Origin of the sequence: Flavobacterium magnesitis (assembly GCF_041729735.1) — a bacterium.
Lineage (GTDB): Bacteria > Bacteroidota > Bacteroidia > Flavobacteriales > Flavobacteriaceae > Flavobacterium > Flavobacterium magnesitis.
The window spans coordinates 1-26,911 of sequence record NZ_JBCFQK010000020.1 but is presented as its reverse complement, the minus strand read 5'-3'; the positions used below and the strand labels follow the sequence as shown (position 1 = coordinate 26,911).

Here is a 26,911-nt window from a genome sequence, read left to right as displayed (position 1 = left end):
AGCAAACAAAACACAAAAAAGTGGTATTAAGAATTAAAGAGAATATGATTTATTTTTAATCTTAAATATTCTGAAAAGATTATAATAAAGTAGCATTAAAGCCTGTGATGATCCTACAACTATATTGAGATAAAGAACTCCCGACAATGTTGAAACATCAATTAACTGAACCCCGACTATAATAACTACAATCATAACTGAAATGTAAATTAGCGGATTTATAATCCAGCCTCGGCTGTTATTTAAACCAAAAATGCATCCCTGAAAAAAAGTGATACAACCACCTATTATACTGAGTACCAATTCAAAATTTAAATCTTTATAATCTTTACCTAATACAGAAAGGAGTTCCCTAGAAAAAAAATCAGTAAAAGAAATAGCGAACACGGACAAAATGATACATCCGATAATAACATAAAACACTTTTTTTAAAAGTAAACGACTATCCTCTTTCAGCTTAGCAAAATTAGGAATTATCAGCATGCCAAATATTACCGTAAACAAATTGAAAACCATACTGAGTTTGCCTATTGCTCCAATACTTGCCAAAGAACTTGTAGACCCAAAAATGGAAAGAATCCAAATGGTTATCTGACCTGAAACACAAAAAAAAATGGTTTCAGGAAGCATTCTTTTGACAAAAAATAAAATTTCCTTTTTTACCTTTTCATCTGTTTTTTGCTTTGCATCAGCATTATTGTAAGCAATTTTTTTTAAATGAATATTTCCATAAATACGCGGAATTCCATTGGCTAATAAAGCTATAAATGTTAATGGAAATAAAAACACTAATAAAACATTCAGCAAAAGCCTTCCCATAGCTACTATAATCTGATTTTTTTGCAGCGGATGGATATCCTGATGTAGTTTAGGTACTACTTCTAAAAGTGAATCAGACAAAGCAGCCAAAAATGCCGGAATAAGAGCAGCTACAATTAAAAAAGTGGTTAACCAAGAGGCACCGTTATGTAGTAATAAATAGGCTAACAAAGGAGTTGCGACTAATAAACTCCCTATTGCAAATTTTCGTCTTAATTCCAATCCTGTTTCTAAAACGATACCTAATTTTTTTTTGTCTTCCCATACTTTTGCACCAAGAGACATTATACCTGTTGAGATTCCTCCGTTTGCTAACATAATCATAGTTCCCAGCATGGTATTAGCTAATGTATACAGGGCATATTCCTGTGTAGAGAGAAGTCTGATAATTAAAATTCCGCTTGCAAAACCCACTGCCTGAATGATAATCTGAGCCGATCCGGTAATGCTTAATTTTTTTCCCCATTGAATGCTTTTGTCGTAATGTTCATAGGACTTGATTCTTTTTAACATTTGTGTATTTTAATTATTGATACAAAATCTACAAACAACAAACTCCTGCCGGAATTTATTAAATATCTTATCAAACCTTTTTTAAATTATTGCTCGTTTTTGCATAATTTTTTTTTAACCAGCTCCTTCTTTTATCTTCTAATTCCATATCAATGTACTTGCTTATAACATAAGATAAAACAATGCAAATTATAAAATACAGCAATGCATATACCATTTTAAAGACAGCTGTAGTACCATTTTGTACCGCCAGAGAATAAATCTGCAATAGCGGCCAGTGCAATAAATAAACTACAAATGACATAGAAGAAAGCAAAGAATCTGTTTTAAAATTTTTAACTGGTTGTCTGATATTATAAATAATAAAAGGTGAAATAACCAAAGTCAATAAGCAATTAAAAACTTCCGAAACAGCGTAACCTAAAAAAACGTATCGTTCCTCTTTATCTAACAGTATCATCCTGAAATCAGTAACAACATGACTTACTACAATTAAGCCTGTCACCAATAGCAGAGCTGTTTTTGCCACTTTATAATTGACTTTCAGATCCCAAAAATAGACGATACCACCCAGCAAAAAATAAGGCAGATATAACAAAATAGAATCATAAACAGCAATTTTCACATTGAAATAAACTAAAATGATGCTGACTAAACTGCTTATTATAAAAAATGTAAAAACTGTCTTTTTGCTTTTTTGAAACAGCACTAAAAGTGGAGCTATGATATAAAATTGCAACTCAACTGCCAGAGACCAGGCTGGAAGTATAAACCAGTATTTGTTGTTTATTCCATTGCCTATTATAAAAAAGTTTGATACAAAATTTGAAGTTATTCCGCCTTTAGAATTTTCTAAAACATTGTCCCAGACTCCTGGCAAAATGATGTAACAGCTTAATGTAAAGAATAAAATTACCCAATAAACGGGATACAATCTTAGAAATCGACTTTTGAGGTAAACCCAATAAGAATCATCAAATTTTAAATATTTTTCTGAATACATCTTAAAAATCCAATAACCACTTAATACAAAAAACATATATACTACTGCGTGACCAAAAGATATAAAGGAAACAGCATGAAATACCACAACTGTTAAAGCTAAAATAAGTCTGAAACTTCCCGGAGAAATATTTACAATTCTTTGAAGCATTACTTATTCAAAATAATTTAAGATCGTATAACCTCCTTCTTTCAAATATTGGTCTTTCCTCATCAGTTTTAAATCCGATTGCATCATGTCTTTTACCAGTTCTGCTAAATCGTATTTACATTTCCAGCCCAGTTTAGTTTGTGCTTTTGTGGCATCACCTATTAGTAAATCTACTTCGGTAGGTCTAAAATATTCCGGATCAACCGCTAAAACTTCTTTACCTATTTCCACCTGATAATCAGGATTACTACAGGATTTTACATAGCCTTTTTCATCAATACCTTCTCCCTTAAATTCTAATTCAATCCCTACCTGAGCAAAACTCATGCGTACAAATTCACGAACAGGAGTGGTTGTTCCAGTGGCAATTACCCAGTCTTCAGGTTCTTCGGCTTGCAAAATCATCCACATCATGCGTACATAATCTTTAGCATGACCCCAATCCCGTTTAGCATCCAGGTTTCCTAAATACAATTTGTCCTGTAATCCCAAAGCAATTCTTGAAGTAGCTCTGGTAATTTTACGGGTTACAAAAGTTTCTCCGCGAATGGGTGATTCATGATTAAATAAAATTCCATTACAGGCATACATTCCGTAAGCTTCTCTGTAATTTACAGTGATCCAGAAAGCATACATTTTAGCTACTGCATAAGGGGAGCGTGGATAAAATGGCGTTGTTTCAGATTGCGGTACTTCCTGTACTTTTCCATACAATTCAGAAGTTGATGCCTGATAAATTCGCGTTTTCTTTTCTAATCCTAATAAACGAACTGCATCTAAAAGTCTTAAAGTTCCTAATCCGTCCGCATTTCCGGTATATTCCGGAGTTTCGAATGATACAGCTACGTGACTCATAGCTGCCAAATTATAAATTTCGTCAGGCTGAATTTCCTGAATCAGTCGCGTTAGATTAGTACTATCAGTCATATCGCCATAATGCAAAATGAAATTTCTGTTTTTAACATGCGGATCCTGATACAAATGATCAATTCTGTCGGTATTAAATAATGAAGAACGTCTTTTTAATCCGTGAACGATATAGCCTTTTTTAAGTAAAAATTCACTTAAATAAGCTCCGTCCTGACCTGTTACTCCCGTAATGAAAGCTGTTTTTTTTATTTGATTCATATCTTAAATATAAGGCACAAGGCATTGTGGCGAAAAGTCGCAAAAAGTTAAAGTTGTATTCTAATTTTTAAAGGGTAAGTATCTGTGGAACTTTAAGGGTTAAAATTCCTTTACTTTGAAATCTTCAATATTTTCCAAAAACCACTTATATGTTTTTTGAATGCCGGTTTCTAAATCGACCTTATGCTTCCATCCTATGCTATGCATTTTAGAAATATCCATTAATTTACGCGGGGTTCCATCTGGCTTGGTGGTATCCCAGATAATATCACCTGTATGACCCACAATTTTTTGGATAATTGTAGCTAATTCATTAATCGTTAAATCTTCTCCTGTCCCTACATTGTATAGGTAATCAGGTAGTTCATTTTCTAAAGCAAAAACTACCGCTGCAGCCATATCATCCACAAAAAGAAATTCTCGCATGGGTTTGCCGGTTCCCCAAAGAACCACTACAGCATTATTATTTTCCTTTGCTTCATGAAATTTCCGAATCATAGCAGGTAAAACATGCGAACTTGTTAAATCAAAATTATCATGAGTACCGTATAAATTTGTGGGCATCAAACTCACAAAATCTTTTTCGTATTGTTTGCGGATGGCTTCGCATAATTTTACACCGGTAATTTTTGCTAAAGCATACCATTCATTAGTTGCTTCTAAAGGAGCTGTTAATAAATATTCCTCCTTTAAAGGTTGCGGAGCTAATTTGGGATAAATACAGGAACTTCCTAAAAAAATGAATTTTTTCACCCCCAGATAATGAGCTTCACTAATAAGGTTATTTTGAATCTGCATATTTTCCATTAGAAATTCATATGGAAAATTATTATTGGCCAAAATCCCGCCTACTTTTGCTGCAGCATCAATAATAACATCAGGTTGTATTTTTTGAAGGTAGTTTCGAACTGCTTTTTGATTTCTTAAATCTAATTTTCTGCTTGAAATCCCATTAAGATTAACATATCCTTCTTTAGTTAATGTTCTCCAAATTGCACTTCCTACCATTCCTTTATGGCCAGCGATATATATTACGGAATTCTTATCAATCATTTTGAGACTATTTTATTTAAAAATTAAGTAAGAAATGCAATTGCAGCATCTTCATTATAAAGGTAATGGAATATAATAATTTATTTTTCATCTGTTCCGAAAACCTTACAGTAATGGAGACGCAATTGATTCTAATTGTTGGTACACTTGTTTTACTTCCTGAGAATTTTCTTTTTGTAAAACCATTAAAGCATCGGCAGTATAAACCAGAATACAATTTTTAACACCTATAAATGTGGTATGCATTAAGGTTCCTATGACAATATTTTTATTGGCATCCATGGGATAGCTTCTCTGAACTAAATAATCATATACCGATTCAAAAGAACCTAAGTCAGACCAGGCAAAATGAGCAGGAACTACTTTGATGTCTTTGCTTCTTTCCATCACAGCATAATCAATACTTATCGAAGGGATTTTTAAAGACAATTCATAATCTAAAAATCCCTTTTTATTGGATTCCCAAACTTTTTTTGAAGCCCTGTAAACTTCTGGTTCCTGTTTTTCGAGTTCTTCTAAGAATTTTCCCGATTTAAAACAAAAAAGTCCGCTGTTCCAGAAGTAATTTCCCTTCTTTAAATAGGTTGTCGCTGTTTTAAAATTGGGTTTCTCATGAAAAGCAATTACGTTTTCATTTTCAAATTCAATGTAGCCATAGCCTGTTTCTGGTTTAGTGGGTTTTATACCAAAAGTGACCAGATAATCCTGATTTGCTAATTCAATTGCTTTTTCCAAAGCAGTATTGTAAAATATACCATCTTCTATAATATGGTCAGACGGTGAGATCAGCAAAATATCCTCCGGTTTAGAAGCAAAAGCGGCAAAAGCAATTGCAGCAGCAGTATTACGGGGAACAGCTTCAACAATATGAGTAAAAGTTGTATTGAACTTTGCCATAATGGTATCAGTCATTTTATGATTTTCAATATTTCCAACTACTATAGTCTTAGTAGCAAAACTTTGATTTCTAATGACTGTTTTTTCAAAAAGTGATTCTCCGTCAAAAAGATCAAGATATTGTTTGGGCAGGCTTTTTCTGGAAAGAGGCCATAAGCGGCTACCAATTCCTCCTGTCAAAATTACGTTAGTTATCATGTTAGTTTTCATTAAATAACTTTTAAGAGTTCATTTTGATATACTTCCTGACGTAAAGAAGTACTTGAAAAACGGTGATCCCGTGTATTAAAATACAATTCGATTCCTTTTTTCTCACAATAACTTCTTCCTGTAAAATCTCTGTCTTGATACTCATCACCTACAATGCGTAAATCAAGGGTAAAAGATTTTAAAATATCTTCTAAATCCTGCTCAGTTGTATAAGGCACAATTTCATCTACAAACTTACATGCTTTAAGTTGTATGTAGCGCTCGACTACTGATTGAGTTGGTTTATTTTTAGAAGGGCGATCAATAGTTGGATCTGTTTGTAAGCCCACTATTAAATAATCACAATGCTGTTTAGCTTCTTCAAGCATCTTAACATGACCCGCATGTAATAAATCGAATGCACTAAATGTTATTCCAGTTTTCATCTGTTCGTTTTTTAAAAATTAAAAAATCATTTTTGGTACTTTAGACTATAAGAAATAAATCTTTTAAGATTTCTTATGACATTTTTTGGAAATTGAATAAGGGTACCCCGTGAATAGCTACATTTTAACTATCCAAAAAAAATTTAAAAGTTGTAAAAACTAAAAGAATATCTTTTTTAATTCCTACTTAAAGATTTAAATCTCATTAAAAAAAACAAAAATTTAAATCGTTGCTATCTTAATAAAATTATAGTTTGATAACAAGAGTAAAATTAGAATGGTAAGAGGTATTTAGAATAAAATTTTAGTGGTTATAAATCCTTAATCAGGAAAAATTAGTAGAAAAGCAATAGGCTGATTTCAGACGTTAAATTTATTTTAGCAGTGTTTAACCTTGGTATTTTTGATTGAAAAAACATTGACAATCAATACATTGAAACCCCTTTACCAGGCTAAGTAAAATGAAATGGAACTTATAAATGTAACGGTATGAAATGGTATGTAGTTTATACAAAACCTAAATGGGAAAAAAGAGCCACTGAACAGTTGACAAAGTTTGGAGTAACTTGTTATTGTCCCATGATTAAAAAAGTAAAGCAAAGATCAGACAGAAAAATTAAGGTAGAAGTTCCTTTATTTGATCACTATATATTTGTACAGCTGGCTGAAAAAGACCGGAATATGGTTTTTCATTCACCTGGTATAGTAAGGTATTTATTTTGGCTGGGAAAACATGCTATAGTTAAAGATCAGGAAATTGAAACCATAAAAGAATGGCTTAAACATGGAGATACTGCTAGAGAAATATCCGTTATGCAGTATCAAATAGGTGATAGAATACATTTAAATTCAGGACCTTTTTGTGAGCAAAATGCGGTAGTAAAAGACATCACTAAAACACACTATGTTTTAATTTTAGAATCTTTAGGATATGTTTTAAAAGTAAAACACGTATAAAAAATACAATTTTTCTGTAATTATTTTCAATTACTATACTTGCGTGAAACAAAGATTTGTTTATTTAATTTCACAAAGGCAGAAATGAATTTAATCGTTTTTTTAGGTCATTTGTCGATTAATTGATTATTTTTCATACAAATACAGTATTTTTATCAAAATTTTAAATTTAACAATAATAATGTAAAATTAGTAAGCTTTTTGATAATATCTTAGTAACATTCACGTTACATTCATGATTTAGATAAGAATTACTTAATGGTACATTAACATAAAATTTATAACCACAGTAAAATATTTATTATAATAAATAGTTATATAAAGCTAAAAAAAGCATTTTTTTTTGTCTTAAAATAAATTTATTAATTAAAGCGGTACTACTGCTAATAAATTATTTTTTATGAATAGAAAAGTATACGAAAATATTAGAAAAATAAGAGAATTAAAAAATCTAACCCGAGAATATGTGGCGGCAGAACTGAAAATGAGTCCCAGTGGATACGGTAAAATTGAAAGAGGAGATGTAGATTTGACTGTTTCCAAATTAATTGAGATTTCAAAAGTTCTGGATGTTTCAACAGAATTTATATTTAAATTTGATATATCATTATTTTTTAATGACACAAAATAAATTTTGAAGAACATATAAGGTGGTTAAGTTTAAAAATATTCAATATCTAAATTAAGTTAATAACTGAACAAAATTAGTGTTAAAAAATTTAAGGCTATGAAAAATTACTATCTCAAGATTAAAGAGTATCGATTGCAAAATAATCATTCTCAAGAATATATAGCTATTCAAATGGAAATTAGCATACAGAAATACAAAAATATTGAAAAAGGAATTGACGATCTTAAATTATCAAAACTGGATAAATTAGTGAAAATTTTAGGAATTAAAAAAAGTGAAATTTTTAAGTTAGATAATTAAGATTGAAAATAATGCGGGTTGGTTTCAAATGTAATAATATAAGTTGTTATGCTTTATAACTATAAAAGCGCATACTCTTTATACTTATACATTAATAAGTCACCAGCAGCTGAGGATAAGGTTTAGGATTAGCGTCAATAATTACGGTAGGTTTACCTAAGTTGATGTTTACCAAAATCTTATTAAAATTTGGGTTAGAAAGCATGCTACTATTTACAATCATGCCTGTATTCAAAGTTCCTATAGCACCTGTGATTGTGGAATTAGTGATAAAACCTATTGATGAAAAAGTTTTAAACAAATTAGAATGGTCTAATACTGTACAACCTTCTAAAAACGCTCCGTATAATCTAAAAGTCGCATTCGCTGTGTTTTTATCAAATAAACAGGAATAAAACTCCACTTTTGATTCTCCGCCTACAACATAATCTCCAGTTGTATTAGTAAAATGACAATTAGCAAATAATGATGAAACATAATTCCTCATTTCTGCAACTATTTTATTGTTATCAAAGTTACAATCTATCCAGGCGTTTAAATTGGAGCCTCTGTAAGAGAGTAAACTCAATGCCTTAGTATTATTAATCCATTGGCATTTGTAAAAAACTACCTTGTCCATAAACATCATCGTTGCAGCTTCTCCAACGCCTTTATAAAGGGGATCAATCTCCTGAAAGAAACCAACATTGGTATTCACAAAACTTACCTGTTCTATAAAATTATTATCAAATCCATAAAACTTATCTAAATGGATACCGTAATTCTGGTTTCTAAAAACTAAATGTCTAAATATACAGGCACTCACTGAAATCTGAGAACCGTTTAAAGGGTGTATTCTAAGGCCGGTACTCCCTCCCTGAAGTGTAAAATTAGATAGATAGAATTTAACTTCACCTTTGCTGTTTTCACCTGTAATAAGCGGAAAATCATCTTTTAAACCTACAATGGCTGTTTTTCCCGTTCCTTTACCTATAATTCCCTGATTACTCTTGATAGTTAATGTAGAACCTATATAATAAATTCCTTCTTCTAATTCAGCAATGTTATTAGTATTTATCAGGTTTTGTATATAAGCTGTCTGATCCATTTTTCCAGCGCGGTTTGTCATCCAGTTCTCCCCTGTCGGGTTCGGAATTGGTTCAAAAACAGGTCTTTCCCAAGGTTTATTCTGAGTTCCTAAAATAGTACTGCTCAGTTTATTTATCGTAGGAGCATCTGTTACGGGACTGCTTATATCCACACCGTTTAACGAGATACTTTTATTACCGGAATGACCTTTAAAATCAAATCTTGTATTGGTTTCTTCTGTATCATAACTTTCTAAATTACTGTCTACCAGAAACATATTAGTATTTCCTCTTAAAATACTTTTTTTTGCAGCTTTCGAACTTATAAATTTTCTTGAAATGGATACATTATCCGCTGCAATATCAAAAACCGGAGTAGGTGTAGCAGTTAAATTTCCTCCTGAAATGGAAGCAATTTTTACCTCTCCCATGTTTTTCATTTCTATTAATGGCTTACTGCTGTAATTATGCCAATTCCAGCTTTCAGAATCGACGCCCACCCATGTTAATGTTTTGAGATTGTCTATTTCTGCGCCATTACCACCGGGAGTAAGCATGTTTATCCATAGTTGAACATTTCCATAACTGGGAGTCGCACTGTTGCCCTTCATTACTATTTGCGGATAATAAGCATGAATACGGTGCTTAATTATTTTATTGTTTCTAAAATAGCCGGAGTTACTCATATCCCAGTTTAAAACACATCTTGATAAGTTAATAAAAGTGTTATTTTCAATAATTCCGCCTACTGAACGTATGGTAGAGGATTCTATGTTTTTAAATTCCGAATTTGTTATCGCTGTTCCTGCTTGAAAATTGATTCCACCGGATGAAATGATATTATGGATTTTCAAATTACTGGTGCCGGCTGCTATAGTTATATTAGAGACTTTAGTTAGTGAAAGATGCCCAAAAAGGCGTTGATTGCTGCGTAATACTATATTTACACCAGAATAATCTCCTTTTTCTAATCGTACAGAACCATATTTATCTAAAGCTGCCTGCATACTCAACTTTTGTGTGAGGGGTAATAAAAAGGCATTAAAATATTCAATTTCTTCACGTTGATTAGTACCCATTTCTGACGATGCCGAAGCTTTAACAGGAACATCATCCGTTGCGTACTGATAATTTTGTGAAAAAATTGCCGTTGAAAAGAATAAAAAGAAGATTAATTTTTTCATTGTCCTGATATTATATAGGAATTCAAATCTGTCTTTCGGAGAAAACCAAATCGTACATTTCCTGTACTACTACTAAATACTGCTTTTCCATTTTCATTGTAATTAATTTTGACTCCGGGAGGCGCTTGTATGGTCAAAACAGCACCATTGTGAGCTTCTAAATTAATGGTATCTCCTGTTAACATACTTTCAAATCCGGCGGTCATCGTTAATGTAGCTGATGAAGTACATTCAATGGTATTGTTTATATCTGAATCAGCAACATTTCTTGAAGAGTTAAATATAACAATTTTAGCTTTATAAGGGTTAGTGTTATCCGAAGATATTAGCCTTTCAGCCGTTTTAGCATGTAAAGCATAAGGAACACTTAAAAGTTGGGTAACTCCGATGATGTTATAATTAGCTCCACCGGTTGCATCTACTTGTGTTTCTATAAAAAAGGGCCCGTTTTCCCAAGGTATAGCAGCAAAACTTCCATTAACATTGCTCCCCGTTCCTATTTCCACAGAAATAAGTCCGTTACTATTAGTGTACACTGAATGAGTTTCCTTAAACACATTAGTACCCTTTACTGAATTTTGATGTATAATAATGGAAAGGCTAATCTTAGAATTAATGACCAGATTATTATCCTCCCCCCTTATTATTGCCTGATAACTTATTTTTTCAGGTGACTGAGCCCAAATATTAACTGCAAAAGTTAAAAAAAACAATAGGTAAATTATAAATTTCATTATTTTATTTTTTAATTATTTTGAACGTTTTTAAAAGTTTATTCTTTCGATAAACCTGAAGCAGATAAAGAGAAGGTAATAAGTCATTTAAATAAATTTTACTTTCTTCCTGATTGATACTACTCTGTTTTAAAAGCATCCCATGAAGATTAAAAAGTTTATAACTCAATAATTCTTTTTCTAATACAACTTCTGCTCTAGTTAAATAAATAAAATCTTTAGCAGGATTAGGGAAAACAAACATTCCTGTCTTAGGCTGAATACTCTCATTTTTAGCCTCTAAAGTTTCTTTGATTTCCACCTGGTGTATTCCCTGAGCTACATTAAAATCAGCTGTTTCAAAGCTGGTATAAAACAACTGACCTACAGAATAAGAAACGCTGCCACTACTTCCTGTTGCATTACTCCCTGCGGTAATAAATGATTCCATCCTGCGATTAGAATCCGTGACAGTATTTTGGGTAACACCCTTGTAAGAGAAAATCAGGATTAAAAGGATAAGATTAAAATCTTTAAAACGGAGATGTTTCACTGGGACTTTTATTTGAAACGAAAATATTTAAAAAATCAAATAAAGTCGATGTAACAAACAAAAAAGACGATTAAATACATTTATTTTTAATATATATAAGCATTCATTTACAAAATAAACATATAGAAAATCTTAGTTTAACATTCAAAAACTTATTTTATTCTGACGATTTAGCTTCTATTTTTACAGTTAAAAATAATTTAGTAAATACACTTGTAAAGAGAAGCCACAAGTCATAAAAATGATATAAAAATAAAATAATATGCAAAATATCTCCAGCGTTGATTTTACATAATTTCCTTTCAGAAGATTCTATATGCAGACAGAAATTTGTTGATGAAATTGGAAATGCTTTTGAAAATATTGGTTTTGTTACTCTAATAGGTCATTTCCTAGATCAGGAAGTAATCAGGTATAACATACGTCTTTATTTATCTTTTACTTTACACTATAATAGATTGCACCTCTCCCCATCTTTATAACAAAATTTATTACTAAACAACACAAAACACAATTAGTTCAAAAAAAATGTATATTTGTGATTCACACGTTTTAATTTATGGAAGAGAATAGAGATATTACAATTTACGATATTGCTGAAAAATTAAATCTTGCCACCTCTACAATTTCTAGAGCGTTAAAAGATCATCCATCAATTAGCGATAAAACGATTAAAAAAGTAAAAAAAACTGCCGAAGAAATGGGTTATGTCCCTAATACTTTGGCGGCTGGACTTCGTGGAAACAAGACCAACACCATTGGTGTTTTGATACCAACCGTTACACAGCCTTTCCTTTCTTCATTAATTAGCGGTATCGAAATCACCGCTCAAAAATCAGGATACAACGTAATTATTATGCAATCGCATGATTCCTATGATGAAGAAGTCAGTTTGGCTAAATCTTTATACAGCAGTAGAGTAAGCGGAGTAATTAGTTCTCTTGCAATGGAAACTCGTGATACATCCCATTTTCAACAGTTTGTTAGCAATAATATTCCTTTAGTTTTTGTCGATCGTGTACCCAAAGATTTCAATACTTTTCGTGTTATCATAGACAACTATGCAGCGGGATACAAAGCCACAAAACATCTTATCGAACAGGGTTGTATCCGTATTGCACATCTTACGGCTGGATCTGAATTTGGTAATTTGTACAGCGAAAGAAAAAGAGGGTATTTAGATGCATTGAAAGACCATAATTTACCTCTAATTGAAGAATTAATCGTGAATTTAAAAACAGTTACTTATGAAGAAGGTGCAAAAGCAAGTAACAAATTATTTGATTTAGAAATTCGTCCAGATGGTATATTTGCTTCTGGAGATATTATAGCGGTTAGTGCGATCCAAACTGCCAAAAAAAGAGGAATTAAAATTCCTGAAGAATTGGCGATTATCGGCTTTAATAACGACCCTATCTCACAAATTATAGATCCTAATTTATCGACTATTACGCATCCTGCGGCCAAAATGGGAAAAGCATCGGCAGAGATTATATTAAAAAATATAAAATCGAATAAAAAGGACGAAGTCAAAGAAATTACTTTTTTAAATACCGAAGTACTGGTTCGGGAATCTTCAAAAAGGATATAAAAAACTAAAAAACCACGTTAGACATTGTGTTTAACGTGGTTTTTTCATTATTTGTTTTTTACCTCAAAAGGTGTTGCGGGTAATCCTTCTTTCGAAAATAAATTAGCATCTTCTGGATTATTATCCCAAGCATATCGAACTATTGTGGGATTACTTATTTTTTCGTTCCAAACTTCCACTTTATCTCCAATTATTTTTGCCTTTGCCCAAACAAAGTTTTTGCCATCATTTGAAATCGCAAAAGATTTTAATTCCGATCCATCTTTAACAATTAATCCTCCTCCACTATTTTTAAAAGAAATAATAGCTTTATCTTTTTCGAAAACAGAAGTATTTGGCATTGGGCTTGAAGCTTGTAATTTACTCTCTCCGTAAGCTAATTTTCGGGCTAGTAAGGACAAACGTTTCCCGACATCTTCCTTATTCAAAGGATGAATGTCATTCCATTCTCCTAAGTCAATCGTAACAGCCATTCCCGTATTAGGCACACTTAGTGATTCCAGCTGAGCTTGTCTTAAAGCCGCCCAATTGCTTTCTCTGGGTTCAGGATAAGTTTCCATAAAATTAGGTAATTGTACAAAAAGAAAAGGAAAATTGCCTTGTCCCCATTTTGTTCTCCAATCCTGAATCAATGCTGGTAAAGCTTTAGCATATAATTTAGGATTCCCAGAATTTGATTCGCCTTGGTACCATAACACGCCTTTAATCTTTAAATTAATTAAAGGGGCTATCATTGCATTAAATAATCCTTCTGGTTTCCAGCGGATAAAAGTTGGTCCTTTTAATGGCTTCATTGCTGTACCCAATTTGTATTTCCATAATCCTTTTAAGTCAATGGTATCCTTATCTACAGCTAAATAATACGGTTTATCTAATACAAATCCTCCTTTTCCAATATTATTAATCACTCTTATTGAAATGACATTCTTTCCTTCTTTCAAAACAGTTGATTTTACATCATACCTGCGTGGAGGATATTGATAACCTGTAGTACCAACTAACTCATCATTGACATAAACAAAATCCTGATCGACAATACATCCCATAAATAATTTGGCTGGTTTTCCAACCATCGATTTAGGCACTTCTATTTCTTTTCTAAACCAAACTGCCCCATTAACATTTCCAATAGATTGATCAGACCAAAATCCTGGAATAGGCATTTGTTCCCAATTTTTATCATTAATTCCAGCTAAATCCCAGTGGTTATTGAGTCCTTCATCATTTTTATTTAATAATTCATACCAGTCGTCGTTTCTTTTTTTGTCGGCGGTTTCAATTTCTTTGATGTAATCATTGTTTTTGAATTTTTGAGCTTCTTCGTAAGCTTCTGGAAAAGCAGCGAGTGCATTATCACTCAACCAAGCTTCTATAGGAGATCCTCCTAAAGCTGAATTAATCAAACCAATAGGCACTGGATGTTTTTCATAAATGTTTTTAGCAAAAAAGTAAGCTACTCCCGAAAAATTCAGGACTGTTTCTGGAGTCGCAGCAACCCAACTTCCAGAATCCAAATCGGTTTGCTCTTTTTGAAAATTATATTTATCAGCTACTAAAAAATGCCTAATATTTGTATTTTTAGCATTTTTAATTACCTCTCCATACTTCTCTTTAAGACGCTCCATTGGGAGTTCCATATTCGACTGTCCTGAACAAATCCAAACATCTCCAAATAAAATATCTTTAATTACAATTTCATTACTAGCTTTAAGAGTCATTTGGTATGGTCCTCCTGCTTTTTCAGCGGGCAAAATAATATTCCAGTTTCCTTCTGGACCTGCTTCTGTAAAATAGGTTTTGGATTTGAATTCTAACTTTATTTTTTCCTTTGGCGAAGCCCATCCCCAAATTTTCACTTTTTCATTTCTTTGTAATACAATCCCATCACTGATCAATCTGGGAAGTTTAATCTGGGAAAATATTTCATTCGATGGAATAAAAAGTAGAACAATTAGTGCAATTTTTAATTTATTCATTTTGTATGTTTTATTTTTTATAATCGCTTTTAACTATTTCACATTAATTATAACTTCAGCCATTTTAGGCGCACCTAATTCAAAACTTCTTTTCATTGGACTAGATCCTCCCACATAAATTTTGAAATCTCCAGTTTCAATAACCCGATTACCTTTATTATTAACCATTTCGAATGCTTCAGGAGTCAAAGTGAATTCAACATCTTTTGCTTCTCCAGCTTCCAAAGTAATTCTTTTCATATTAGCAAGCTGAAAATTAGGCACATCCACCGATGCTACCAAATCTGACACGTACAATTGCACCACTTCGTCTGATTTAACTTTGCCAGTATTAGTCACTTTCACAGCAACAGTAAGATTATCTTTTTTCGAAATTCTTTTTGAAGATACTTTTACTTCGTCATAAGAAAAAGTAGTATAACTTAATCCAAAGCCAAATGGATACATTGGGTCTTCGTTCATATATCTATACGTTCTGCCTTTCATCGAATAATCTTCAAATGGAGGCAATTGGTCTAAAAATTTTGGAAATGTTATTGGTAATTTTCCTGATGGCGCTGTTCTGCCAAAAAGTATATCAGCTACAGCAGTTCCTCCTTCTTCACCTGGATACCATACTAATAATACCGCATCTGATAATTCCTGTACTTCAGCAAGATTCATTGGACTTCCACCAGTAATTACAGTTACAATTGGTTTTTTATCATTCGGATTTTTATCTGCTGTTTTTCTTAATTCTTTTAGATATTCTATTTGATTTTGAGGCAAATTATAATCCAATCTATCTCCAGCTGTTGAAGAATCTAATGAATCTCCTTCCTCTCCTTCTATTGTACTCGAAACACCCAATACAACAATAGTCACATCACTGTCCCTCGCATTTCCTGTAGCATAATTTATAGGATTTATAGATTCTTTATTGAGCATTGCTCCTAATCGATATTGCAATTGACTTGCTGGACTTATAGAAGCCGTAATTCCTTCTAAAATAGTGACCATATTTGGATTTATACCATAATAATTTCCCAAAAGCACTTCGATACTAGCTGCATTTGGTCCAGTTACAAAATATTTAGAAAGGTCATTTTTTAGTGGTAAAATTCCATTATTCTTTAATAAAACCATACTTTTTTGAGCCACTTCTTTTGCTAATTCCCGATGTGCTTTACTATCCACTACTTCAGGAGAAATTGCATCATAAGGATTACTCCCTATTGGATCAAATAATCCCAATTTGAATCTGGTCTGTAACAAAATTGCCAGTTGCTTATCAATATCTTTTTCAGTTATTAATCCTTCTTTAACAGCCTGAGGAAGTGATTTATAAGAATCTCCACAATTTAAACTTACCCCACTTTTTAAAACCAATGCTGCCGCCTCAGCTTCCGTTTTTACTATTCCATGTCCTCCTTTATCTTTGGAAATATAAAAATCATCAATAGCTCCACAATCAGTCACTACATGTCCTTTAAAACCCCATTGTTTTCTTAAAACATCAGTAAGCAGGTATTTATTAGCACAACAAGGTTCGCCATCAGTACTATTATAAGCACACATTACCGACTCCACTTTAGCCTCTACTAATGCTTGAAAAGCGGGTAAATAAGTTTCCCATAAATCTTTAGGTGAAACTTCGGCATTAAATTCATGTCTTACCTTTTCTGGTCCACTATGTACTGCAAAATGTTTAGCGCAAGCAGCCGTTTTTAAATAATTTGGATTGTTTCCTTGCAAACCTTTTACAAATTCAGTACCTATAATTGCCGTCAAAAAAGGATCTTCTCCATAAGTTTCCTGTCCACGTCCCCAACGAGGATCTCTAAAAATATTAATATTAGGAGTCCAAAAAGTCAATCCTCCATATTGTTTATTATAGCCTTTAGCTTTTGCTACATTATACATCGCTCTGGCTTCATCTGAAATTGCAGTAGAAACTCTAAGTGCTAACTCTTTATCAAAAGTAGCCCCTAAACCAATAGCTTGTGGAAAAACGGTAGCAGCGCCCGAACGTCCAACACCATGAAGCGCTTCATTCCAATAATCATAAGGTGCAATATTTAATCTCTTTATTTCTGGAGTACCATTCATCATTTGCCCTACTTTTTCCTCTAAAGTTAGCCTGGAAATTAAATCCTGAACCCTTTGGTCAATCGGTAATGCTGTATTATAAAAAGGGAATGTTTGACTCTGACATGGAAGAGTAACAAACACTATTAATAAGATTCCTATTTTTTTTAAATTAACATTCATACGTAGATTTTTATTAGTTATTTGGTCTTTTTTTAGTGAATATAAAAAAAATAAGATAAAATTTTTTTTATATGATACAATGTTTTACTTTTACGCAACCGATTGCAAATATAAATAAAAAACGGAACAAAGATAGAAACAGTAAAAAAATACGCTAGATACTTATAACATTAAATATAATCTATTTTAAAGAAGAGTTTTTGAAAATCTTTACAAGTAAAATTAACCGAATGAATCACCCATTATTTTTATACCTACTATTACAATTATCTTTTTTGATAGTTCCCTTTAATATGTCTGCGCAAGAAGATTATAAATTGTGGCTTCAATACAAAAAAGTTCAAGAAACTAAAATGGCTTCCAATTATCAGTCTAAAATTAATGGAATTCATGCCTTAGGTAATTCAGAAACGATTCAGGCTGCAACAAAAGAAATACAATTAGGGCTTTCTGGTTTATTAGCTTATGAAGTTTCACTTCAACAGAATGCAAACAAGGAAAATATGTTGATTTTAGGCAATCAATCCTCTTTAGATGAAGCCATCCTAAAAAATGTAAAAAGTGAGTTTGACTTGATTAATAATGAAGGATATATTATAAAAACCATTCAATTAAAAAACAAAAAACACATCTTAATAACAGCAAAAACAGATGTAGGAGTTTTATACGGTGTTTTTAATTTTTTAAAATTACTCCAAACCAATCAATCGATTGAAAACCTAGCCATTACTGATGCACCAAAAATAAACATCCGAATGCTGAATCATTGGGATAATTTAGACGGAACAGTCGAACGAGGTTATGCTGGTTTTTCGCTTTGGAACTGGCAAAAATTACCTGATTTTATTGACCAACGTTATATAGATTATGCTCGTGCCAATGCTTCCATTGGTATCAATGGTACAGTTATTAATAATGTGAATGCCAATGCTTTGATATTAACGCCACAATATTTAGAAAAGGTGGAGGCTTTAGCCAAAGTATTCCGACCTTATGGAATAAAAGTATATTTAACGGCTCGTTTTTCGGCACCAATAGAAATTGGTGGATTGAAAACTGCTGATCCATTTGATGCTGATGTCAAAAATTGGTGGAAAGAAAAAGCAAAAGAAATTTATTCTAGAATTCCCGATTTTGGAGGATTCTTGGTAAAAGCAAATTCTGAAGGGCAACCTGGTCCACAAAATTATAATCGGAATCACGTTGATGGTGCCAATATGCTTGCTGATGCAGTTGCTCCGTTTGAAGGAATCGTGATGTGGAGAGCTTTTGTCTATTCGGAACACGATGTTAATGACAGAGCAAAACAAGCTTACAGCGAATTTGTTCCTTACGACGGTCAATTTAGAGATAATGTAATTGTTCAGGTAAAAAATGGAGCGATTGATTTCCAGCCTAGAGAACCTTTTCATCCAATGTTTGGCGCCATGCCTAAAACTCCTTTAATGATGGAATTCCAAATTACTCAGGAATATTTAGGTTTTAGTACTCACTTAGTTTATCTGCCTAAATTATATCAAGAAGTTTTAGAATCTGATACCTATAGTAAAGGCAAAGGTTCAACCGTTGCCAAAATAATTGACGGAACATTAGACAATCATAAAATGACAGGAATAGCTGGAGTAGCTAATATTGGAAATGACATCAACTGGACAGGTCATCCATTTGCACAAGCTAATTGGTATGGATTTGGACGACTAGCATGGAATCCGTATCAAGATTCGGAAACTATTGCTGAAGACTGGTTGCGAATGACTTTTTCTAACGAAGAAAAATTTATCAAGCCAGTAAAAGAAATGATGCTCGAATCCAGAGAAGCTGCAGTCAATTATATGACTCCTCTGGGCTTACACCATATCATGGATACTGGTCATCATTATGGCCCAGGACCTTGGGTAAGCAATTTATCCAGACCCGATTGGAATCCTACTTATTATCACAAAGCTGATACTAAAGGAATAGGATTTGACCGTTCTAAAACTGGAAGCAATGCAACCGCACAATACGCTCCCGAAGTTGCAAAAATATTTGATGATGTAGAAAGCTGTCCAGAAAAAGATTTATTATGGTTTCATCATCTATCATGGGATTACAAATTAAAAAATGGAGAAACGCTCTGGAATTCTTTAGCATTAAAATATCAGGAAGGCGTCAATCAAGTGGAATCAATGAATTCAACCTGGAATAAAATGGAAAATTATGTTGATGAAACAAGATTTAAAGAAGTTCAAATGTTGCTCAACATTCAACATAAAGAAGCAAAATGGTGGCGTGATGCCTGCCTGTTGTATTTTCAACAATACTCTGGAAAAGAATTACCGAAGGGAGTTGAAAAACCAACCCAAACATTAGACTATTTTAAATCATTACAATTTCCGTTTGCACCAGGGAATTAATAAAAGAAAGCAGAATAAATAATGAGAGTTTCCATTCAAAAAAATACATTTTTACCGCTATTATTATTGTTTTCAATAGTAAACATTGGCTATGCCATAAATCCAAATAAATATGTAACGAATAAATCTTCTAAAGAAAGTTTTCCTTTGGCTTCCAATGGAAAAGTAGCTTCTCTATTAGTAAGTGATGTGGATTTCCCGGGAGTATTGCGTGTGGTCAGCCATCTCCAAAATGACATTCATTCGGTTACCAATATTTTACCAAATATTATAAAAAACAAAGTTATATCCGAAAACTATATTGTAATTATTGGTACTTTAGGCAAAAGTTCCATCATTGATCAACTAGCCCGAGAGGGAAAAATTAATGCCAGTGAGTTGCAAGGAAAGTGGGAAAAATTCACAACTCAAATTGTCAATAATCCCATTGCAGGAGTACAAAAAGCATTAGTTATTGCAGGTTCAGACAAAAGAGGAACTATTTACGGCATTTATGATCTTTCTAATCAAATTGGCGTTTCGCCTTGGGGATTTTGGGCTGATGTTCCTTCACAAAAACAATCTGAATTGCATGTTCTTCCTGGTGTTCATACTTTAGGAGAACCAAAAGTAAAATACCGTGGTATTTTTATCAATGACGAAGCTCCTGCCCTAACGGGTTGGGTTCGTCAAAATTACGGAAAATTTAATGCTAAGTTTTATGATACCGTTTTTGAGTTAATCCTTAGAATGAAAGGAAATTATTTATGGCCAGCCATGTGGGGCGAAAAGTTTTATGCAGATGATCCTCAAAACGGAATTCTGGCAGACGAATATGGAATTGTTATGGGAACTTCTCATCACGAACCTTTAACAAAAGCACATGGAGAATGGAATAAGTCTGTTAACGGAGAATGGGATTTTAATAAAAACCCTGAAGGTTTAAAGAAATTCTGGACTGCTGGAATGGAGCGAATGGGAAATAAAGAAACGCTGGTAACTATTGGTATGCGTGGCGATGGTGACGAACCCATGACCGAAGGAACTGCCATTGATTTATTAGAAAACATTGTTAAAACACAACGTGAAATTATAACCGCTGTCACTAAAAAACCAGCGGAAGAAACTCCTCAAATTTGGGCTTTGTACAAAGAAGTTCAGGAATATTATGACAAAGGAATGAAAGTACCTGATGATGTTACTTTATTGCTGTGTGACGATAACTGGGGAAATTTAAGAAAATTACCTGCATTGGATGCAAAACCTAGAAAAGGTGGTTATGGAATTTATTATCATTTTGATTACGTGGGAGGTCCTAGAAGTTACAAATGGATCAATTCTAACCAAATAGAACGTACTTGGGAACAAATGCACTTGGCCTATGAACATGGTGTTGATAAAGTCTGGATTGTAAATGTAGGTGATATAAAACCAATGGAATTCCCTATCGAATTCTTCTTAGATTATGCCTGGAATCCGGAATATTGGAATGAAACGAATCTAAATGATTATTATTTCCAATGGGCTAAGGATAACTTTGGAGGACAAAATACTGAAGAAATTACCAATCTATTAAAAATGTATTCTAAATATAATGCGAATAGAAAACCGGAACTATTAGATCCTTCCAGCTATAGTTTAATCCATTACAACGAAGCTGAAAATGTAGTTTCAGACTATAATAAATTAGCTCAAAAAGCACAAGAAATCAATGCACAGCTTAAGCCAGAATACAAAGACGCTTTTTACCAATTGATTTTATATCCTGTTTTAGCCAGCGCTAATTTAAATGAATTGTATGTTACCACGGCAAAGAATAACTTGTATACTAATCAGGGAAGAGCTGCAACCAATGAATATGCTGAAAAAGTAAAAACATTATTTGATAAAGATGCTGAACTTTCGACATATTATCATAAAACAATGGCGAATGGAAAATGGAATCATATGATGTCCCAAACGCATATTGGATATAAAAATTGGCAGGACCCAAAAACAAATATTATTCCTAACACCAAAACTATTGATGTTCCTGCTAAAGCTGAATTAGGTGTTGCAATTGAAGGAGCAACAAAATGGTGGCCAGAAGCTACAGATGAGGCTACATTACCAAGTTTTAATTCTTTAGAAAACAATATCTCTTACATTGATGTTTTTAACAGAGGAAGTATCCCTTTTGACTTTAAAATTACATCCAAATCAAATTGGATACAGTTCTCGAAAACCAAAGGAAACATTGACAAACAGGAAAGAATCTTAGTAGAAATAGATTGGAAAAAAGCACCTAAAGGCAGCCAAACGGCTGTTGTAATGATATCAGGAGCTGGAAAAAATATTCCGATTAATATCAAAATCAACAATACAAAAACAAACAATGCTAACGGTTTTGTTGAAAATAATGGATACATAGTCATCAAAGCGGTGAATTTTTCCAATAAATACGAACCTGAATCTTTTAAATGGAAAGTGGTTGATAATTTAGGAAAAACTGATGGAGCGGTAATTTCATCGCCTATTAAAAAAGGAAGAGTAGAATTAAATGAAAACTCTCCAAAACTATCTTATAATGTACATTTTAAAAATACTGGAATAGTAAAAGTGCAGATGCATTTTTCTCCTACAATAAATTATTCTACAAGAGAAGGAATCTATTATGGATTATCATTTGATAACGAAAGTCCAACTAAAGTAAACTATGCCTCAGACCCAATTATTTTTGATTATAATGGAAAAGTGACTAAAAATTGGGACAAAAATGTTACTGATAACATCAAAGTTATTACAACTGAATTTAAAATCGATAAAGCAGGAAATCACACTTTAAATTATTATCGAATGGATGAAGGTTTAGTACTTCAGAAAATTATTATCGAAACAGAAAAAAGTGAATTAAAACCAACACTTCTCGGTCCTCCTGAAAATTCAAACCTAAAAAATTAATCAAAAAATATAAAAATCAAAAAATATGAAATCAACCAAACCCTTTTTATTATTCATCTCTGCAGCATTTGCCTTAAGTAGTTGTAACAATAAAATCAATAGCCAATCTACAGCAAAAAATTCTCTTCAAAATGCATACAAGGGTGATTTTTACATTGGAACAGCCTTAGATATTAATCAAATTGAAGAAAAGGATCCTAAAGTGACTAATCTAATTTCAAAAGAATTCAACAGTATCACTCCCGAAAACATCATGAAATCGATGTTTCTTCAACCCGAAGAAAATAAGTTTGATTTTGATGTAAGTGATAAGTATGTCGCTTTGGGACAAAAACATAAAATGTTTATTCATGGGCATACCTTGGTATGGCATAGCCAATTAGCACCTTGGATGTCAAAAATAAAAGACAGTACAAGTATGGCTAATATGATGACTAATCATATTACAACAGTAGTAAAAAGATACAAAGGGAAAATCGATTCCTGGGATGTTGTTAATGAAGCCCTTAACGAAGATGGAACTTTAAGAAAATCAGTTTTTTTAAAAACTTACGGAAAAGATTTTATTACTCATGCCTTTAAAACAGCAGCTGCAATAGACTCAAAAGTAGAATTATATTATAATGATTACAATCTATGCAATGCTAAAAAAAGGCAAGGAGCGGTTGAATTGGTAAAAAATCTTCAAAAAAACGGAGCTAAAATTGACGGAGTTGGAGAACAAGGACATTGGCATTTAGACAGACCTACTCTTGAAGAAATAGAAAAAACCATTCTGGATTTTTCTGCTCTGGGAGTAAAAGTATCTTTTTCTGAATTAGACATTTCTGTACTTCCAAGTCCTTATGGATTACAAGGTGCTGAAATAAGCCAAAGATTTGAAAATAATGAAAGAATGAATCCTTATCCTAAATCTTTACCCGATTCTATGCAGGTTAAACTAGCTCAACGCTATAACGATATCTTTAAATTATTTTTAAAACACAAAGATAAAATAAGCAGAGTAACATTTTGGGGAGTTAATGACACTCAGTCCTGGTTAAACGATTTTCCTATCAAAGGAAGAACCGATTATCCTTTATTATTCGATGCTAATTTGCAACCAAAGAAAGCCTATGAAAGTGTGATGTCTTTGAAAGTAAAAAAATAAATCTATCTACTTAAAACAAAATAATTAAATGACTTCTACTTCACAAAAATTATCCATAAAAGAAAAAATTGGATATAGCTTAGGAGACTTGGCTGCAAATCTGGTGTTTCAAACCCTGATGACTTATCTGGCTTATTTTTACACCGATATTTATGGCTTATCACCCACCCATTCCTCTATAATTATGTTAGTGGTAGGTTTTACTTCAGCCTTTGTTTTTAATCCAATTATTGGGGCTATCGCTGACCGAACTAGTTCAAAATGGGGAAAATTCCGTCCCTGGATTTTATGGACAGCTATTCCTTTGGGATTATTGAGTTTACTTGCTTTTACTACTCCGGATTTTTCATACAAAGGAAAAGTAATTTATGCGGTAGTAACCTATTCCTTTTTGTTATTGCTTTATGCGGCCAATAATTTACCCTATTCTGCTTTGAGCGGAGTAATTACGGGAGATATGTCCGAACGAAACAGCCTTTCCTCCTACCGCTTTGTCGCAGTAATGTTTGCCCAGTTTTTTGTGCAGGTATTTATGTTAGGCATTATTAAAAGTGCCGGAAATGGAGATAAAGCCATTGGTATCGAAAAAGTAATGACAGTACTGGCTATTGTAGGGACGATCATGCTATTGATTACTTTTTTTACCACTAAAGAACGTATTGTACCAAAACCGGAACAAAAATCAAGTGTCGTAGAAGATATAAAAGATTTAATAAAAAACAAACCCTGGTTAATAATGCTAACACTTACCACATTAGTATTTATTACGTTAGCCTTAAAAGGAGGTTCTTATATATATTATTTTGAAAATTACGTTGACAAAAAACAATTAGCCTCCTTTATCAAACCAATACTGGATTTTCTTTCTTCCGTAGGTTTAAACCATTTTGGCGATGATCCTATTTCCGCCGGATTTGGCTTGTTTAATGCCGGAGGTATTATTTTCATGATTGTAGGTATTACACTGTCTAAAAACTTAGCTGATAAATATGGAAAAAGAGACATTTTTGGACTTTTCTTATTCATCTCTACCCTTTTTATTATTGCTTTTTATTTTTATCCTCCGCAATCGGTTTCTTTAATGTTTGTTTCTCAAATATTACATGGTTTTTTCTATGGCATCACCATTCCTATTCTTTGGGCTATGATTGCTGATGTTGCCGATTATTCGGAATGGAAAAACAACCGCCGTGCTACTGCCATCATTTTTTCGGCAATGATGGTTGGATTAAAAGCGGGATTGAGTATTGGAGGAGCTTTGACAACCTCATTATTAGGTTTTTTCAACTATACACCAAACTCATTAGAGCAATCAGCAACGGCTATAAACGGAATAAAATTATTAGTAAGCATATTTCCTGCCATTCCTTTTATGATAGGAGTTGGACTCTTATTTTTCTATGAAATCAATAAAAAAATGGAAGTTCAAATAGAATCAGAATTAAAAGGAAGAAGAGCTTAATCATTTTTACATCACAATAAAATTAAATAAAATGCCAGAAGAAAGTATAAAACATATAGACTTTACAGAATTAGCAAAAACAGCTATATCACAACCATTAGTATCAAATATATACACCGCAGATCCATCGGCACATGTATTTAATGGTAAAATTTATATTTATCCATCCCATGATATTGATGCAGGAATTCCTTTCAATGACAATGGAGATCATTTTGGAATGGAAGATTATCATGTTATATCAATGGAAAGCGTTACTTCTGAAGCTGTAGATAATGGATTGGCGTTACACGTAAAAGATGTTCCTTGGGCCGAAAGACAAATGTGGGCTCCTGATGCAGCTCACAAAAATGGAAAATACTATTTGTATTTCCCAGCCAAACGCGCCAATGGGATTTTCCAAATTGGTGTAGCTATTAGTGATTCGCCAATAGGTCCCTTTCTACCAGAACCCGAAGCTATCAAGGGAAGTTACTCTATTGATCCAGCCGTTTTTGAAGACGAAGATGGTAAATATTATATGTATTTTGGCGGAATCTGGGGAGGTCAACTTCAAAAATACAGAAACAACAAATATGCTGAAGAAAATGAAGAACCTTTAGCGAACGAAACTGCTCTAAGACCTATTATAGCCTTATTAACGGACAACATGAAGGAATTTGCCGAAGAACCAAAAGAAATTAAAATTTTGGATGAAAATGGTAAAGAAATCTTAGCAGGAGACAATGACCGTCGTTTTTTTGAAGCTTCTTGGGTACATAAATACAACGGAAAATATTACTTCTCCTACTCTACTGGCGATACTCATTTTATTTGTTATGCAACAGGGAATTCTCCATACGGACCTTTTACTTATCAGGGAATAATTCTTAAACCCGTAATTGGATGGACTTCACATCATTCTATTTGTCAAGTCGAAGGAAAATGGTATTTATTTTATCATGATTCTAGCCTTTCTAAAGGAGTTACTCATTTGAGATCTATTAAAGTAACTGAGATTACGTATAATGAAGATGGTACAATAGTTCCAATAAATCCTTATCGAGGAATTTTAAACAAATAATTCTAAAATAGAAATTAGATGAAACTTCCATTTTTATAAATAAATATTGGGATTTTTTTTGAAATTGTCTTTCCAAAAAACAAACATAATTTTATAAAATACATCTAAAGAGATTAATTATATAAACATAAAATGAAACCTAACACTCAACAATTAAACGATTTAATTATCCAAGTAAGAAGAGACATCCTTCGAATGGTACACGCTGTTAATTCAGGGCATCCAGGAGGTTCTCTAGGTTGTACTGAATTTTTAGTAGCCTTATATCAAAATATAATGGACCGCAAAGAAGGTTTTGACATGGACGGAATTGGTGAAGATTTATTCTTCCTTTCAAACGGACACATCTCTCCAGTTTTCTATAGCGTTTTAGCTAGAAGCGGGTATTTTCCAGTTTCTGAATTAGCTAGTTTCCGTTTATTAAATTCAAGATTACAAGGACATCCAACAACTCATGACAACTTGCCAGGAGTACGCATTGCATCTGGTTCTCTTGGTCAG

General features: G+C 32.7%; 20 protein-coding genes and 1 pseudogene. 10 read left to right on the top strand and 11 right to left on the bottom strand.

Annotation, left to right across the window (positions count from 1 at the left end; genetic code table 11):
- Positions 1-33: 33 nt before the first annotated feature.
- The 6 genes from AAGV33_RS12845 to AAGV33_RS12820 form a co-directional block, all read right to left on the bottom strand.
- Complete coding sequence (locus AAGV33_RS12845; protein ID WP_373392434.1) at positions 34-1,332, bottom strand: lipopolysaccharide biosynthesis protein; 1,299 nt, start codon at positions 1,330-1,332, stop codon at positions 34-36.
- A gap of 70 nt (positions 1,333-1,402) precedes the next feature.
- A complete protein-coding gene (locus AAGV33_RS12840) occupies positions 1,403-2,485 on the bottom strand; it encodes an acyltransferase family protein (protein ID WP_373392432.1) in 1,083 nt (360 codons plus the stop codon).
- 3 nt (positions 2,486-2,488) lie between these two features.
- The gene (gmd, locus tag AAGV33_RS12835; RefSeq protein ID WP_373392430.1) at positions 2,489-3,613 is read right to left on the bottom strand and encodes a GDP-mannose 4,6-dehydratase; all 1,125 of its coding nucleotides are present in this window, start codon (positions 3,611-3,613) and stop codon (positions 2,489-2,491) included.
- Positions 3,614-3,712: 99 nt separating this feature from the next.
- Positions 3,713-4,666 carry a GDP-L-fucose synthase family protein gene (locus AAGV33_RS12830; RefSeq protein ID WP_373392429.1) on the bottom strand — a complete coding sequence of 318 codons (954 nt, stop codon included), beginning with the start codon at positions 4,664-4,666 and terminating at the stop codon, positions 3,713-3,715.
- A gap of 105 nt (positions 4,667-4,771) precedes the next feature.
- Positions 4,772-5,773 carry a mannose-1-phosphate guanylyltransferase gene (locus tag AAGV33_RS12825; RefSeq protein ID WP_373392427.1) on the bottom strand — a complete coding sequence of 334 codons (1,002 nt, stop codon included), beginning with the start codon at positions 5,771-5,773 and terminating at the stop codon, positions 4,772-4,774.
- Positions 5,773-6,198 (bottom strand): adenylyltransferase/cytidyltransferase family protein, encoded by a 426-nt coding sequence (locus tag AAGV33_RS12820; protein ID WP_373392426.1) that lies wholly within the window; start codon positions 6,196-6,198, stop codon positions 5,773-5,775. Before AAGV33_RS12820 ends, AAGV33_RS12825 begins: the two co-directional genes overlap by 1 nt.
- A 489-nt stretch (positions 6,199-6,687) precedes the next feature.
- Between AAGV33_RS12820 and AAGV33_RS12815 the strand changes: the two genes are divergently transcribed.
- The 3 genes from AAGV33_RS12815 to AAGV33_RS12805 all read left to right on the top strand — a co-directional run bounded on the left by AAGV33_RS12815 (position 6,688) and on the right by AAGV33_RS12805 (position 8,086).
- Positions 6,688-7,155, top strand: coding sequence for a UpxY family transcription antiterminator (locus tag AAGV33_RS12815; protein ID WP_373392425.1), 468 nt, complete (start codon positions 6,688-6,690; stop codon positions 7,153-7,155).
- A gap of 400 nt (positions 7,156-7,555) precedes the next feature.
- Positions 7,556-7,786 carry a helix-turn-helix transcriptional regulator gene (locus AAGV33_RS12810; protein WP_373392424.1) on the top strand — a complete coding sequence of 77 codons (231 nt, stop codon included), beginning with the start codon at positions 7,556-7,558 and terminating at the stop codon, positions 7,784-7,786.
- Positions 7,787-7,882: 96 nt separating this feature from the next.
- Positions 7,883-8,086 (top strand): helix-turn-helix transcriptional regulator, encoded by a 204-nt coding sequence (locus AAGV33_RS12805; protein ID WP_373392423.1) that lies wholly within the window; start codon positions 7,883-7,885, stop codon positions 8,084-8,086.
- Positions 8,087-8,177: 91 nt separating this feature from the next.
- On the opposite strand, the gene AAGV33_RS12800 is transcribed toward AAGV33_RS12805, so the two are convergent.
- The 3 genes from AAGV33_RS12800 to AAGV33_RS12790 are packed head-to-tail and all read right to left on the bottom strand — an operon-like array spanning position 8,178 to position 11,501.
- Entirely contained in the window at positions 8,178-10,337 is a 2,160-nt protein-coding gene (locus AAGV33_RS12800; RefSeq protein ID WP_373392422.1) for a hypothetical protein, read from the bottom strand.
- The gene (locus AAGV33_RS12795; protein WP_373392421.1) at positions 10,334-11,071 is read right to left on the bottom strand and encodes a hypothetical protein; all 738 of its coding nucleotides are present in this window, start codon (positions 11,069-11,071) and stop codon (positions 10,334-10,336) included. Before AAGV33_RS12795 ends, AAGV33_RS12800 begins: the two co-directional genes overlap by 4 nt.
- A 4-nt stretch (positions 11,072-11,075) precedes the next feature.
- On the bottom strand, positions 11,076-11,501 hold the full coding sequence (locus AAGV33_RS12790) for a T9SS type A sorting domain-containing protein (protein WP_373392420.1): 426 nt from the start codon (positions 11,499-11,501) through the stop codon (positions 11,076-11,078).
- 661 nt (positions 11,502-12,162) lie between these two features.
- Between AAGV33_RS12790 and AAGV33_RS12785 the strand changes: the two genes are divergently transcribed.
- Positions 12,163-13,194: a LacI family DNA-binding transcriptional regulator gene (locus tag AAGV33_RS12785; protein WP_373392419.1), complete on the top strand. Its 1,032-nt coding sequence runs from the start codon at positions 12,163-12,165 to the stop codon at positions 13,192-13,194.
- A gap of 47 nt (positions 13,195-13,241) precedes the next feature.
- Here the strand turns inward: AAGV33_RS12785 and AAGV33_RS12780 are convergent, their stop codons facing one another.
- On the bottom strand, positions 13,242-15,170 hold the full coding sequence (locus tag AAGV33_RS12780) for a sialate O-acetylesterase (RefSeq protein WP_373392418.1): 1,929 nt from the start codon (positions 15,168-15,170) through the stop codon (positions 13,242-13,244).
- 33 nt (positions 15,171-15,203) lie between these two features.
- Positions 15,204-17,420, bottom strand: coding sequence for a glycoside hydrolase family 3 N-terminal domain-containing protein (locus AAGV33_RS12775; protein ID WP_373392416.1), 2,217 nt, complete (start codon positions 17,418-17,420; stop codon positions 15,204-15,206).
- 230 nt (positions 17,421-17,650) lie between these two features.
- Here AAGV33_RS12775 and AAGV33_RS12770 point away from each other — a divergent pair, with 230 nt between their 5' ends.
- From AAGV33_RS12770 to AAGV33_RS12745, 6 genes and pseudogenes are all read left to right on the top strand, one after another.
- Complete coding sequence (locus AAGV33_RS12770; protein ID WP_373392415.1) at positions 17,651-19,816, top strand: alpha-glucuronidase family glycosyl hydrolase; 2,166 nt, start codon at positions 17,651-17,653, stop codon at positions 19,814-19,816.
- Positions 19,817-19,837: 21 nt separating this feature from the next.
- Positions 19,838-22,735 carry a glycosyl hydrolase 115 family protein gene (locus tag AAGV33_RS12765; protein WP_373392414.1) on the top strand — a complete coding sequence of 966 codons (2,898 nt, stop codon included), beginning with the start codon at positions 19,838-19,840 and terminating at the stop codon, positions 22,733-22,735.
- Between the two features lie 25 nt (positions 22,736-22,760).
- Positions 22,761-23,885, top strand: coding sequence for an endo-1,4-beta-xylanase (locus AAGV33_RS12760; protein WP_373392413.1), 1,125 nt, complete (start codon positions 22,761-22,763; stop codon positions 23,883-23,885).
- A 28-nt stretch (positions 23,886-23,913) separates the two neighbouring features.
- Positions 23,914-25,347 (top strand): MFS transporter, encoded by a 1,434-nt coding sequence (locus tag AAGV33_RS12755; RefSeq protein WP_373392412.1) that lies wholly within the window; start codon positions 23,914-23,916, stop codon positions 25,345-25,347.
- A gap of 31 nt (positions 25,348-25,378) precedes the next feature.
- A complete protein-coding gene (locus AAGV33_RS12750) occupies positions 25,379-26,410 on the top strand; it encodes a glycoside hydrolase family 43 protein (RefSeq protein ID WP_373392411.1) in 1,032 nt (343 codons plus the stop codon).
- Positions 26,411-26,542: 132 nt separating this feature from the next.
- A pseudogene (locus AAGV33_RS12745) lies at positions 26,543-26,911 on the top strand (transketolase); the annotation flags it as partial.

What these genes read in the sequence shown, in the direction of transcription:
- AAGV33_RS12785 (WP_373392419.1), top strand. Translation starts at nt 12,163, where the DNA reads ATGGAAGAGAATAGAGATATTACAATTTACGATATTGCTGAAAAATTA.
- AAGV33_RS12845 (WP_373392434.1), bottom strand. Translation starts at nt 1,332, where the DNA reads ATGTTAAAAAGAATCAAGTCCTATGAACATTACGACAAAAGCATTCAA.
- AAGV33_RS12800 (WP_373392422.1), bottom strand. Translation starts at nt 10,337, where the DNA reads ATGAAAAAATTAATCTTCTTTTTATTCTTTTCAACGGCAATTTTTTCA.
- AAGV33_RS12790 (WP_373392420.1), bottom strand. Translation starts at nt 11,501, where the DNA reads ATGGAATCATTTATTACCGCAGGGAGTAATGCAACAGGAAGTAGTGGC.
- AAGV33_RS12810 (WP_373392424.1), top strand. Translation starts at nt 7,556, where the DNA reads ATGAATAGAAAAGTATACGAAAATATTAGAAAAATAAGAGAATTAAAA.
- AAGV33_RS12755 (WP_373392412.1), top strand. Translation starts at nt 23,914, where the DNA reads ATGACTTCTACTTCACAAAAATTATCCATAAAAGAAAAAATTGGATAT.
- AAGV33_RS12805 (WP_373392423.1), top strand. Translation starts at nt 7,883, where the DNA reads ATGAAAAATTACTATCTCAAGATTAAAGAGTATCGATTGCAAAATAAT.
- AAGV33_RS12780 (WP_373392418.1), bottom strand. Translation starts at nt 15,170, where the DNA reads ATGAATAAATTAAAAATTGCACTAATTGTTCTACTTTTTATTCCATCG.
- AAGV33_RS12795 (WP_373392421.1), bottom strand. Translation starts at nt 11,071, where the DNA reads ATGAAATTTATAATTTACCTATTGTTTTTTTTAACTTTTGCAGTTAAT.
- AAGV33_RS12775 (WP_373392416.1), bottom strand. Translation starts at nt 17,420, where the DNA reads ATGAATGTTAATTTAAAAAAAATAGGAATCTTATTAATAGTGTTTGTT.
- AAGV33_RS12830 (WP_373392429.1), bottom strand. Translation starts at nt 4,666, where the DNA reads ATGATTGATAAGAATTCCGTAATATATATCGCTGGCCATAAAGGAATG.
- AAGV33_RS12760 (WP_373392413.1), top strand. Translation starts at nt 22,761, where the DNA reads ATGAAATCAACCAAACCCTTTTTATTATTCATCTCTGCAGCATTTGCC.
- AAGV33_RS12825 (WP_373392427.1), bottom strand. Translation starts at nt 5,773, where the DNA reads ATGAAAACTAACATGATAACTAACGTAATTTTGACAGGAGGAATTGGT.
- AAGV33_RS12840 (WP_373392432.1), bottom strand. Translation starts at nt 2,485, where the DNA reads ATGCTTCAAAGAATTGTAAATATTTCTCCGGGAAGTTTCAGACTTATT.
- AAGV33_RS12750 (WP_373392411.1), top strand. Translation starts at nt 25,379, where the DNA reads ATGCCAGAAGAAAGTATAAAACATATAGACTTTACAGAATTAGCAAAA.
- gmd (WP_373392430.1), bottom strand. Translation starts at nt 3,613, where the DNA reads ATGAATCAAATAAAAAAAACAGCTTTCATTACGGGAGTAACAGGTCAG.
- AAGV33_RS12815 (WP_373392425.1), top strand. Translation starts at nt 6,688, where the DNA reads ATGAAATGGTATGTAGTTTATACAAAACCTAAATGGGAAAAAAGAGCC.
- AAGV33_RS12765 (WP_373392414.1), top strand. Translation starts at nt 19,838, where the DNA reads ATGAGAGTTTCCATTCAAAAAAATACATTTTTACCGCTATTATTATTG.
- AAGV33_RS12820 (WP_373392426.1), bottom strand. Translation starts at nt 6,198, where the DNA reads ATGAAAACTGGAATAACATTTAGTGCATTCGATTTATTACATGCGGGT.
- AAGV33_RS12770 (WP_373392415.1), top strand. Translation starts at nt 17,651, where the DNA reads ATGAATCACCCATTATTTTTATACCTACTATTACAATTATCTTTTTTG.